Here is a 10,876-nt window from a genome sequence, read left to right on the forward strand (position 1 = left end):
CCGGCGCGGACACCGCGTCGGGCCGCCGTCTCCGCTGTCGCTCAGGTCGTCTGGCGACGGGTCTTGAGGGCCGTGTCGATCAGGTCCCACACCAGCACCACTGCGGCGCCCAGCGCGATGAGGGCGTTGAGAAGGTTGCGGTTGTCCGCGTCCGCCAGCCAGCTCAGCCGCTCGCCCAGGGCCGGGTTGAGCAGCGCGTCGGAGAGCGCCAGCCCGGCCAGCGGCACCGTGAACGCCAGGTTGAGCAGCGCCTTCACCCCGAACAGCGGCCAGCTCCAGCGCCCGATCCGGTACTTGACGATCTCGAACACCGCGATGGCGAGCAGGACGACGATCAGCGCCGGCAGCCAGAACGACCAGAGCGCCGGGTCGAGGACGGGGATGTTGTCGCCGTCGCTGGCACGCACCCACGACTGGTAGTGCTGCAAGGGCAGGTAGCCGATGGTCAGCACCAGCATGGCCACCGACGCGATGGTGTCGACGAGGGAGATGTCGCGGTGCGCGGGGACGTCGGGCAGCTCGTCGACGGTCCAGTCGGGCAGGTCGACGGTGGGCTGGGACCGCTCGATGAGGACGAAGGTCAGCGTGAGCCAGAAGCTGATGTGCACGGCCACGTGCAGGGCGATGACGAGGCCCGGCCCGATGGCGCCGAAGCCCTTGCCGTCGACGACCGCGACGACAGTGACCACCGTGCCGGCGAGCGCCGGGATGAAGCTGAGCAGCAGCTTCAGCAGCCGCAGCCAGACCAGGTAGTAGGTGGGGCCGATGAGCTGGAGCCGGCGGTCGGCGTAGCGGGCGGCCAGGCGGTCGGGGTTGCCCAGCTCGGTGAGCACCTCCCGCTCGGCGGCCGCCGCGTCCTCGCCGCCCCCGGTCCGGTCCTCGATCATGTCCTCGATCGAGGCGCGCAGCTCGGTCGCGATCTCGTCGCGACGCTGGGCGGGCACCGAGCGCAGGGTGGCGGCCAGGTAGCGGTCGGTCAGGGTGTTCATCGGTCCACTCCTTGGATCAGCCCGGTGATGGAGGTCTGTACGGCGGCGAGGTCGTCCAGGAGCCGGCTCAGCATCGACTCGCCCTCGTCGCTGGTCCGGTAGAACTTGCGCGGCCGGCTCTCCTCGGTGTTCCACTCGCTGGTGAGCAGGCCCTGGTCCTCCAGGCGGCGCAGCAGCGGGTAGAGCGTGTTGGCGTCGACCGGAAAGCCGTGGTCGGTGAGCCGTTGCAGCAGTGCGTAGCCGTAGTCCGGTCGGCGGAGCGCGACCAGGCTGGCCACCACGACGGTGCCTCGACGCAGCTCCTGCAGGTGCGTCCGTAGAACATCCTCGCTAACCATGTGTCACACCATACTGTGTGGCACACACTATTGTCCACTACGACATCATCGTGTTTGCCCAAGCCCCGTTTCGGCCGCTCCGACATGCGGCGACCCCCACGGTGGCCGCGAGGACGACGACGAGCCGGCGGGACGACGCCGGGCTCATCCGGCGCCGAGCCGTTGCCGGACCTGCCGCCGGGCCAGGTGCAACCGGGACTTCACAGTGCCCACCGGCACGTCGAGCAGGGCGGCGATCTCGGGGTAGCTCAGCCCGAGGACGTCGCGCAGGGCCACCACCTCGGCGTGGTCGGGGTGGACCGAGTCGAACGCGTCGAGCAGATCGAGGCGGGTGCCCGCGACCACGCTGGTCCGTCGGGGATCGGCCTGGTCGGGCACCGGAACGCCGCCGGCCTCCAGTCGGCAGCGGCGGCGCAGCGTGCGGTACGTGGAGCGGGCCCGGTTGGCGGCCAGTCGGTGCAGCCAGGTGCGAAACGAGGAGCGACCCTCGAATCGGTCGACGCCGCCGGCCAGCGCCAGGAGCGTGTCCTGGCAGGCTTCCTCGGCGTCCTGGCGGTTGGGCAGGAATCGGGCGCACAGCCGCAGCACCTCCGGACGCACCGCGACCAGCAGGGCGTCCAGCGCCGCCGGGTCGCCCTGCGCGGCGCGGCGGGCCAGGGCGTCGAGGTCCGGGGGGTCGGGCATGCCGGGTGTCCAATGCTCGCCGGTGGCCGATCCTCAAGCGTACGGCCGGCGGCGGTGGCCCGCCCTCGTCCGGTCCGGCACCCGACCCGCGCTACTCGAACCGGGAGACGTCGCCGGCGCCCCGGCGCAGGATCTCCGGCTCGGGCCCGGACAGGTCGATCACCGTCGTCGGCTCCTTGCCGCAGTCGCCGGCGTCGAGCACCGCGTCGAGCTGGTGGTCAAGCCGTTCCTTGATCTCCCAGCCCTGGGTCATCGGCTCGTCCTCGCCGGGCAGCGCCAGGGTGCTCGACACCAGCGGCTCGCCCAACTCGGCGAGTAGCGCCTGGGTCACGGTGTGCCGGGGCACCCGCACGCCGACGGTCCGCTTCTTCGGGTGCAGCATCCGGCGCGGCACCTCCTTGGTGGCCGGCAGGATGAACGTGTAGCTGCCCGGCGTGGACGCCTTCACCAGGCGGAAGACCGCGTTGCTGATCTGGACGAACTGACCGAGCTGCGCGAAGTCCCGGCAGACCAGGGTGAAGTGGTGCCGGTCGTCGAGGTGGCGGATCTGGCGGATCCGGTCCAGGCCGTCCTGGTTGCCCAACTGGATGCCGAGCGCGTAGCAGGAGTCCGTCGGGTACGCGACCAGCCCACCGCCGCGGATCAGGTCGGCAACCTGGCCGATGATCCGGGGCTGCGGGTTCTCCGGGTGTACGTCGTAATACCTCGCCATGTTCCGAGAATAGTCGTGGGGGAGACGCGGACCACCCTCGGCGCGGACGGTGGAGCCGCCGAGATCACCTCGGTAGGGTAGGTCCCGGTCGGCTCCGACCACCGAGATCCACACCGCCGGGGGGCGCCAGGCATGGCTGATTCGTTCGCGCATCTGCACGTGCACACCGAGTACTCGATGCTCGACGGAGCGGCCCGGTTGAAGGACCTGTTCGCCGAGGCCAACCGGCTGGGCATGCCGGCGGTGGCGATCACCGACCACGGCAACATGCACGGCGCGAACGACTTCTACAACCAGGCGATGGCCGCCGGGATCACCCCGATCCTGGGCGTCGAGGCGTACGTGGCGCCGGAGTCGCGCTATCACAAGGCGCGGGTCAAGTGGGGTCGGCCGGAGCAGAAGAGCGACGACATCTCGGGTAACGGCGCGATCACCCACAAGACCATGTGGGCGAAGAACGCCCAGGGTCTGAAGAACCTGTTCACCCTCAACTCGCGCGCGTCCATGGAGGGGCACTACGTCAAGTGGCCCCGGATGGACATGGAGCTGATCGCCGAGCACGCCGAGGGCATCATGGCGACCACCGGCTGCCCGTCCGGCGCGGTGCAGACCCGGCTGCGGCTGGGGCAGTTCGACGAGGCGCTCAAGGTCGCCGCGAGCTACCAGGACATCTTCGGCAAGGAGAACTACTTCCTGGAGATCATGGATCACGGCCTCTCCATCGAGAGTCGGGTCCGCGAGGGTCTCACCGAGATCGCCCGCAAGCTCGACATCCCGCCGGTCGTCACCAACGACTCGCACTACACGCACGAGGCGCAGGCGACCGCGCACGACGTGCTGCTGTGCGTGCAGACCGGCAGCAACATCGACGACCCGAACCGGTTCCGCTTCGAGGGCGGCGGCTACTTCGTCAAGAGCGCCGACCAGATGCGCGCGGTCGACTCGTCCGAGCTGTGGCAGCAGGGCTGCCGCAACACCCTGCTGGTGGCCGAGAAGGTCGACCCGAAGGGCATGTTCGAGTTCCACAACCTGATGCCGCGCTTCCCGGTGCCCGAGGGCGAGACCGAGGAGTCCTGGTTCCGCAAGGAGACCTTCGCCGGGCTGGCCCGCCGCTACCCGAACGGCATCCCGGAGGGCCACGTCGTCCAGGCCGAGTACGAGCTGGGCGTCATCAACCAGATGGGTTTCCCGTCGTACTTCCTCGTGGTCGCCGACTTCATCCAGTGGGCGAAGAAGCAGGGCATCGCGGTGGGCCCGGGTCGTGGCTCGGCCGCCGGCTCGCTCGTGGCGTACGCGCTGGGCATCACCGACCTGGATCCGATCCAGCACGGCCTGATCTTCGAGCGGTTCCTCAACCCCGAGCGGGTCTCGATGCCGGATGTCGACATCGACTTCGACGAGCGTCGGCGCGGTGAGGTGATCAAGTACGTCACCGACAAGTGGGGTGAGGACAAGGTCGCCCAGATCGCGACCTTCGGCACGATCAAGGCGAAGGCCGCGATCAAGGACTCGGCCCGGGTGCTGGGTTTCCCGTACGCGGTGGGCGACCGGATCACCAAGGCGATGCCACCGGCCGTGATGGGCAAGGACATCCCGCTGACCGGCATCTTCGACCCGAAGCACCCCCGCTACGCCGAGGCCGGCGAGATCCGGGGCCTGTACGACTCCGACCCGGACGTTCGCAAGGTGATCGACACGGCCAAGGGCATCGAGGGGCTGATCCGGCAGACAGGTGTGCACGCGGCCGGCGTCATCATGTCCGCCGAGCCGATCATCGAGCACATCCCGTTGACGCGCCGCGACGCCGACGGGGCGATCATCACGCAGTTCGACTACCCGACGTGCGAGTCGCTCGGGCTGCTGAAGATGGACTTCCTCGGCCTGCGCAACCTGACGATCATCGACGACGCGGTCAAGAACATCGAGCTGAACCACGGCCGCAAGCTCGACCTGCTGGGCCTGCCGCTGGACGACAAGGCCGCGTACGAGCTGCTGGCCCGCGGTGACACCCTCGGCGTGTTCCAGCTCGACGGTGGGCCGATGCGGTCGCTGCTGCGGTTGATGAAGCCGGACAACTTCGAGGACATCTCCGCCGTCCTGGCGTTGTACCGGCCGGGCCCGATGGGCGTCGACTCGCACACCAACTACGCGCTGCGCAAGAACGGCCTCCAGGAGATCACGCCGATCCACCCGGAGCTGGAGGAGCCGCTGCGGGAGATCCTGGCGCCCACGCACGGTCTGATCGTCTACCAGGAGCAGGTGCAGCGCGCCGCGCAGATCCTCGCCGGCTACACCCTCGGTCAGGCGGACCTGCTGCGCCGGGCGATGGGTAAGAAGAAGAAGGAGATCCTCGACAAGGAGTTCATCCCGTTCCGGGACGGCTGCCGCGAGCGCGGCTACTCCGACGAGGCGATCCAGGCCGTGTGGGACGTGCTGGTGCCGTTCGCCGGGTACGCCTTCAACAAGGCGCACTCCGCCGCGTACGGCCTGGTGTCCTACTGGACCGCGTACCTCAAGGCGCACTACCCGGCCGAGTACATGGCGGGGCTGCTCACGTCCGTCGGTGACGACAAGGACAAGATGGCGCTCTACCTGTCCGAGTGCCGCCGGATGCGTATCCAGGTGCTGCCGCCGGACGTGAACACCTCGGCCGGGCCGTTCACGCCGGTCGGCAGGGACATCCGCTTCGGCCTGGCCGCGGTCCGCAACGTCGGCGCGAACGTGGTCGCCTCGATCATGCGGTGCCGCCAGGAGAAGAGCGACTACACCGACTTCTACGACTTCCTGTCCAAGGTGGACGCGGTGGTCTGCAACAAGAAGACCATCGAATCGCTGATCAAGGCGGGCGCGTTCGACTCGATGGAGCACCCCCGCAAGGGGCTGCTCGCGGTGCATGCCGACGCCATCGACGCGTACGCCGACGTCAAGCGCAAGGAGGCGGTCGGCCAGTACGACCTGTTCGGCGCCGGCTTCGGTGACGCCGACACCGGCAGCACGACGGTGATGCCGGTCATCGGCGACGGCGAGTGGGACAAGCGCGACAAGCTGGCCTTCGAGCGGGAGATGCTCGGCCTGTACGTCTCCGACCACCCCCTGTTCGGCCTCGAGCACATCCTGGGCGCGGCGGCCGACACCACCATCGCGTCCCTGGCCGAGGACGGGGCGGTGCCGGACGGGGCTGTCGTCACACTCGCCGGCATCCTCTCCGGGGTGCAGCGGCGGGTCACCAAGCAGGGGCGGGCCTGGGCCTCGGCCACGCTCGAGGACCTGGCCGGTGGGGTGGAGACGCTGTTCTTCCCCAACACCTACGAAGTGATCGGGCAGTACATCGCCGAGGACGCCATCGTGGTGGTCAAGGGTCGGGTGGACCGCCGCGACGACACCCCACGGATCATGGCGATGGACATGTCCATGCCGGACGTCAGCACCAGCGCCACCAACAAGCCGGTCACCCTCACCATCCCGGTGCACCGGTGCACGCCGCCGCTTGTGGAACGGCTCAAGGAGACCCTGGTGCTGCACCCCGGTGACACCGAGGTGCACGTCAAGCTGCTCAACGGTGGGCGCACCACCACCCTGCGGCTGGGCCCGTTCCGGGTGGCGGCGACCACCGCGCTGATGGGTGACCTGAAGAGCGTCCTCGGCCCGGCCAACGTGAGCTGACCTGGTTGGCCGTGGGGAATCACAAACATCAGGGGAAATGTCCGTTATCGTCATAAGGTGTCGTGTCGTCACCTGCGGGCCGTGGTCCCCGCCCTGGCACTGGTGGTCGGCCTCGCGTCCTGCACCGACCGGGGGTCCACCAACGAAGCCGATGCCGGGTCGACCGCGGCTGGGCCGACCTCAGCCGGGGCGAGCGCGGCCGGGCCGGCACCGACCGCCTTCGGCCCGCTGGCACCGGGAATGCCGACCTATCCGGCGGCCGGCAACGTCTACGCTGCCGCCGGCCCCGACCAGCTGACCGATGCGGTACGCGGCGACCGCCCGATGGTGTACGTGCCAAACACCAAGAGCAACGATGTCTGGTTGATCGACCCCGGGACGTACCAGGTGGTGGGGAAGTTCCCCGGCGGCCCGGAGCCCCAGCACGTCGTCCCCTCCTACGACCTGCGGACGCTCTACGTGGCGTCCAGTCAGATCCCCCGGGGTGGCCTGATCCCGATCGACGCCCGGACCGGTGAGCCGGGCGAGTTCCGCAACCTCGAGGACGTCTACAACCTCTACTTCACCCCCGACGGCAAGCAGGCGATCGTGGTCGCCGAGGCGTACCAGCGACTGGACTTCTACGACCTGGTTAGCTGGCAGCGGGTGCGGTCGGTGCGGTTTCCCGAGTGCGGCGGCATCAACCACATGGACTACTCCGCCGACGGCCGGACGATGCTGTTCAGTTGCGAGTTCGCCAACCGGATGCTGGTGCTGGACACTGCCTCCCTGCGCAAGGTGCGCGAGTTTCGCCTCACCCGGACGCCCGACGGGATGCCGCAGGACACCCGGCTGACTCCGGACGGCCAGCACTTCCTCGTCGCCGACATGCGCGCCAACGGGGTGTATGTCTTCGATGGCCTGGCCACCCGGCAGACCGCGTTCATCCCCACCGGCAGGGGCGCGCACGGCATCTACTTCAGCCGGGACGCCCGGCAGGCGTACGTCACCAACCGCGAGGAGGGCACGGTGACCGTGCTCGACCTGGCGAACCTGAAGCGCACCGCGACCTGGCGGATCCCGAACGGCAGCCCCGACATGGGCGGCCTGTCCGCCGACGGCAAGGTGCTGTGGCTCTCCGGGCGCTTCACCGACGAGGTGTACGCGCTGAACACCTCGACCGGCAAACTGCTGGCCCGGATCCCGGTCGGCAAGGGCCCGCACGGCCTCACCGTGTGGCCGCAGCCCGGTCGCTACTCCCTGGGCCACACCAGCAACATCCGCTAGCGGCCCGGTACCGGGCCGGCCGACGTTTGTCCGGCCGGGCCGCGACGTCGGGTCAGCCCTGGTCGGGTGCCGCGATCTCGCGCAACTGGCCGTCGGCCAGCCGCAGCCAGCGCTGCACGCCGATCTCGGCGAGGAACCGTTCGTCGTGGCTCACCACCACAAACGCACCCTGGTACGCGGTCAGCGCGCTCTCCAGTTGGGCGACGCTGACCAGGTCCAGATTGTTCGTCGGCTCGTCGAGCAGCAGCAGTTGCGGCGCCGGTTCGGCGCAGAGCACGCATGCGAGGGTGGCGCGCAGCCGCTCGCCGCCGGAGAGCACCCCGACCGGCAGGTTCACCCGGGCGCCTCGGAACAGGAACCGGGCCAGCAGGTTCATCCGCTTGGCGTCCGGCAGGCTCGGCGCGTACGCGGCGAAGTTCTCCGCGACCGTGCGGTCGAGGTCCAGCAGGTCCAACCGCTGCGACAGGTACGCGATCCGCCCGTCGGCCCGTTTGATCTCGCCGCCGGCCGGTTCGAGATCGCCGTTGACGAGGCGCAGCAGGGTCGACTTGCCGACGCCGTTCGCCCCGGTGAGCGCGATCCGCTCCGGCCCCCGGATCACCAGGTCGGCGCCGTCGCCGCCGAACAGCTCCCGATCGTCGAAGCGGGCCCGCAGCCCCGTACCGGAGAAGACCGTCCGTCCGGACGGGACGGTGGTGTCCGGCAGGTCGACGGTGATCTTGTCCTCGTCGCGGACCGCCCGGCCGGCCTCGTCGAGCCGGGCCTTGGCCGAGCCGAGCCGGGCGGAGTGGGTCTCCTGCGACCTGCCCGCCGACTCCTGCGCGCTGCGCTTGAGCCCACCAGCGACGATCCGGGCCAGACCGGCGTTCTTCAGGTTCTTGGCGGCGTTGCTGGCCCGCCGGTCGGCCCGCTCACGGGCCTGCTGCATCTCCCGCTTCTCCCGCTTGACCTCCTGCTCGGCGTTGCGCAGGTTGCTCTCGGCCACCTCCCGCGCCGCCTGCACCGCCTCGGTGTACGCGGTGAAGTTGCCCCCGTACCAGTTGATCTCGCCTCGTTCCAGCTCGGCGATGCGGTCCATCCGGTCCAGCAGCTCCCGGTCGTGGCTGACCAGCAGCAGGCACCCGGACCAGTCGGACAGCACGTCGTAGAGCTTGTGCCGAGCCTCCAGGTCCAGGTTGTTGGTCGGCTCGTCGAGCAGCAGCACGTCGGGCCGTCGCAGCAGTTGCGCCGCCAGGCCGAGGGAGACCACCTGACCGCCGCTGAGGGTGTGCAGCCGCCGGTCGAGCGCCAGGTCACCCAGGCCGAGGCGGTCCAGCTCGGCGCGGGTGCGCTCCTCAATGTCCCAGTCGTCGCCGATGGTGGCGAAGTGCGCCTCGCTGGCGTCGCCGGCCTCGATGGCGTGCAGCGCCGCGATCCGCTCGGCGACGCCCAGCACCTGGGCCACGGTCAGGTCGCCGACCAGCGGCAGCGTCTGCGGAAGGTAACCGACCACGCCGTCGACGGTGACGCTGCCGCCGCCGGGCGTCAGCTCCCCGGCGATCAGCCGCAGCAGGGTGCTCTTGCCGGCGCCGTTGGGCGCGACCAGGCCGGTACGACCGCCCGGAACGGTGAAGGACAGCTCCGAGAAGACCGGGGTGTCGTCCGGCCAGGAGAAGGACAGGTTCGAGCAGACGATGTACGCATCAGACATGCGAGTGACCTCGAAGGGTGGGGTGGGCGCGCGCCTAAGCCGCCCGACGACAACGGGAACCGGTGGAACGACGGCATGGCCTCGGCGGCTGCGCCTACGCGCGCCGAACCGATGGCCGAACATGTCCGGTCTCACCCGGAGATGTCGTCGTCACCCGCCATGTCTGGTCTCCCTGGTCGTACCGCCAACCCAACCCGGCAAGTCTAACAACGGATCTTGACCCCGCCACCGCATTAGAGCGCAGCGGTTCTGTATAGCTCAGGCTATAGTTGGTCCATGTCTCATGAGCCGCCACGTCGCTGGGCGATCAAGACGACAACGGATGTCCGTAACTGGTTGCGATCCCTGCGAGATGCCGACCCTGCGACGTACCGGTCCGTCAACGTAGCGATCGACATGCTCGCGGATACCGGTCCGGCCCTGGGGCGGCCACTGGTCGACACCCTCAAGGGCTCGACCATCAGCAACCTGAAAGAGCTTCGACCGAGATCCGGAAGGGACGTTGCCGTTCGGGTGCTGTTCGTCTTCGATCCCTGGTCCCAGGCCGTCCTGCTGGTGGCCGGCAACAAGGCGGGAGATTGGAATCGATGGTACGACAAGGCGATTCCGGTGGCCGAGATTGCGTACGAGGGCTGGCTTGCCTTCGAGAAGAAGCGGAGGGAGGGCTGATGAGCGACTTCCATGATTGGAACGACATCCGGGCCGAGCTGCACGACGGGGACGATGAAGCGCTCGACGCCGAACGTGCCCGTACCGAGGCGTGGATCAGCGCGTTCCACCTTGCCGAGGAGCGGAAGCGGTTGGGCTTGACCCAGCGGCAGGTGGCCGAGCTGATGGGTGTCACGCCCGGCCGAATCAGCCAGATCGAGAACGGTGATCTGGAGGCTAATGAGGTCGCGACACTGAGTCGGTATGCGCGAGCGCTCGGCGCCCGAATGCGGATCATCTTCGACTACGGCGACGACTTGCGCCAGATCGCCTGATCTGACGATCAGCACATGTGCAGGCCACAGCAGCCGTTGATCACTCAAGCATCCGCCCGGCGCCGCTTGACGTCGCGTTGCGTCAGCGGGGGCGGTACTCGACCTCGGGGCGGCCGGGGGTGCCGTAGCGGGGGGTGCGCACCGCGCGGTCGATGGTGACCAGGTACTCCAGGTAGCGGCGGGCGGTCACCCGGGAGATGCCGGTCGCCGCGCTCACCTCGGTCGCGGACAACCCCGCACCCGGGCCGGATCCGTCAGCCAGCGCCGCACGTACCCGATTGAGGGTCTGCGCGTCGAGGCCCTTGGGCAGGCTGTGCCCGGCGGTGCCGCGCAGGGTGGCGAACATCCGGTCCACGTCGTGCTGGGCGGTCACCTCACCGTCGGCGAGCGCCTGGGCGCGGTAGTCGGCGTAGCGCTCCAGCTTGTCGCGGAACGCCGCGAACGTGAATGGTTTGAGCAGGTAGTGGGTCACCCCGAGGGACACCGCGGTGCGCACCACCGCCAGGTCCCGCGCGGAGGTCACCGCGAGCACGTCGACGCTGCTGCCGGCC

At 69.3% G+C, this 10,876-nt stretch carries 10 protein-coding genes; 4 read left to right on the forward strand and 6 right to left on the reverse strand.

Going from position 1 to position 10,876, the window contains the following annotated elements:
- Positions 1–41 precede the first annotated feature (41 nt).
- From AB0J68_RS16575 to AB0J68_RS16590, 4 genes are all read right to left on the reverse strand, one after another.
- The gene (locus AB0J68_RS16575; RefSeq protein ID WP_363939214.1) at positions 42–989 is read right to left on the reverse strand and encodes a permease prefix domain 1-containing protein; all 948 of its coding nucleotides are present in this window, start codon (positions 987–989) and stop codon (positions 42–44) included.
- Complete coding sequence (locus tag AB0J68_RS16580) at positions 986–1,327, reverse strand: PadR family transcriptional regulator (protein WP_110564981.1); 342 nt, start codon at positions 1,325–1,327, stop codon at positions 986–988. The genes AB0J68_RS16575 and AB0J68_RS16580 overlap by 4 nt, the downstream gene beginning before the upstream one ends.
- A 144-nt stretch (positions 1,328–1,471) precedes the next feature.
- Positions 1,472–2,011 carry an RNA polymerase sigma factor gene (locus AB0J68_RS16585; protein ID WP_363939216.1) on the reverse strand — a complete coding sequence of 180 codons (540 nt, stop codon included), beginning with the start codon at positions 2,009–2,011 and terminating at the stop codon, positions 1,472–1,474.
- A 91-nt stretch (positions 2,012–2,102) separates the two neighbouring features.
- Entirely contained in the window at positions 2,103–2,723 is a 621-nt protein-coding gene (locus AB0J68_RS16590; protein WP_355136310.1) for an L-threonylcarbamoyladenylate synthase, read from the reverse strand.
- Positions 2,724–2,855: 132 nt separating this feature from the next.
- On the opposite strand from AB0J68_RS16590, the gene dnaE reads away from it, so the two are divergent.
- Entirely contained in the window at positions 2,856–6,386 is a 3,531-nt protein-coding gene (gene dnaE, locus AB0J68_RS16595; RefSeq protein ID WP_363939218.1) for a DNA polymerase III subunit alpha, read from the forward strand.
- A 57-nt stretch (positions 6,387–6,443) separates the two neighbouring features.
- Positions 6,444–7,652, forward strand: coding sequence for a YncE family protein (locus AB0J68_RS16600; RefSeq protein WP_363939220.1), 1,209 nt, complete (start codon positions 6,444–6,446; stop codon positions 7,650–7,652).
- A gap of 52 nt (positions 7,653–7,704) precedes the next feature.
- Here the strand turns inward: AB0J68_RS16600 and abc-f are convergent, their stop codons facing one another.
- Positions 7,705–9,342 (reverse strand): ribosomal protection-like ABC-F family protein, encoded by a 1,638-nt coding sequence (gene abc-f / locus AB0J68_RS16605; protein ID WP_363939221.1) that lies wholly within the window; start codon positions 9,340–9,342, stop codon positions 7,705–7,707.
- A gap of 276 nt (positions 9,343–9,618) precedes the next feature.
- On the opposite strand from abc-f, the gene AB0J68_RS16610 reads away from it, so the two are divergent.
- Positions 9,619–10,011 (forward strand): type II toxin-antitoxin system RelE/ParE family toxin, encoded by a 393-nt coding sequence (locus AB0J68_RS16610; protein WP_354855988.1) that lies wholly within the window; start codon positions 9,619–9,621, stop codon positions 10,009–10,011.
- Positions 10,011–10,325: a helix-turn-helix transcriptional regulator gene (locus tag AB0J68_RS16615; protein ID WP_354855989.1), complete on the forward strand. Its 315-nt coding sequence runs from the start codon at positions 10,011–10,013 to the stop codon at positions 10,323–10,325. The genes AB0J68_RS16610 and AB0J68_RS16615 overlap by 1 nt, the downstream gene beginning before the upstream one ends.
- Positions 10,326–10,407: 82 nt before the next feature.
- On the opposite strand, the gene AB0J68_RS16620 is transcribed toward AB0J68_RS16615, so the two are convergent.
- On the reverse strand, positions 10,408–10,876 hold a 469-nt coding region (locus tag AB0J68_RS16620; RefSeq protein WP_363939223.1), incomplete at its 5' end, for a hypothetical protein.

The organism is Micromonospora sp. NPDC049580, assembly GCF_040675595.1.
Taxonomy (GTDB): Bacteria; Actinomycetota; Actinomycetes; order Mycobacteriales; family Micromonosporaceae; genus Micromonospora.

Bases quoted from the DNA above. Each gene is read 5' to 3' on its own strand.
- AB0J68_RS16575 (WP_363939214.1), bottom strand. From the start codon at position 989: ATGAACACCCTGACCGACCGCTACCTGGCCGCCACCCTGCGCTCGGTG.
- AB0J68_RS16580 (WP_110564981.1), bottom strand. From the start codon at position 1,327: ATGGTTAGCGAGGATGTTCTACGGACGCACCTGCAGGAGCTGCGTCGA.
- AB0J68_RS16585 (WP_363939216.1), bottom strand. From the start codon at position 2,011: ATGCCCGACCCCCCGGACCTCGACGCCCTGGCCCGCCGCGCCGCGCAG.
- AB0J68_RS16590 (WP_355136310.1), bottom strand. From the start codon at position 2,723: ATGGCGAGGTATTACGACGTACACCCGGAGAACCCGCAGCCCCGGATC.
- dnaE (WP_363939218.1), top strand. From the start codon at position 2,856: ATGGCTGATTCGTTCGCGCATCTGCACGTGCACACCGAGTACTCGATG.
- abc-f (WP_363939221.1), bottom strand. From the start codon at position 9,342: ATGTCTGATGCGTACATCGTCTGCTCGAACCTGTCCTTCTCCTGGCCG.
- AB0J68_RS16610 (WP_354855988.1), top strand. From the start codon at position 9,619: ATGTCTCATGAGCCGCCACGTCGCTGGGCGATCAAGACGACAACGGAT.
- AB0J68_RS16615 (WP_354855989.1), top strand. From the start codon at position 10,011: ATGAGCGACTTCCATGATTGGAACGACATCCGGGCCGAGCTGCACGAC.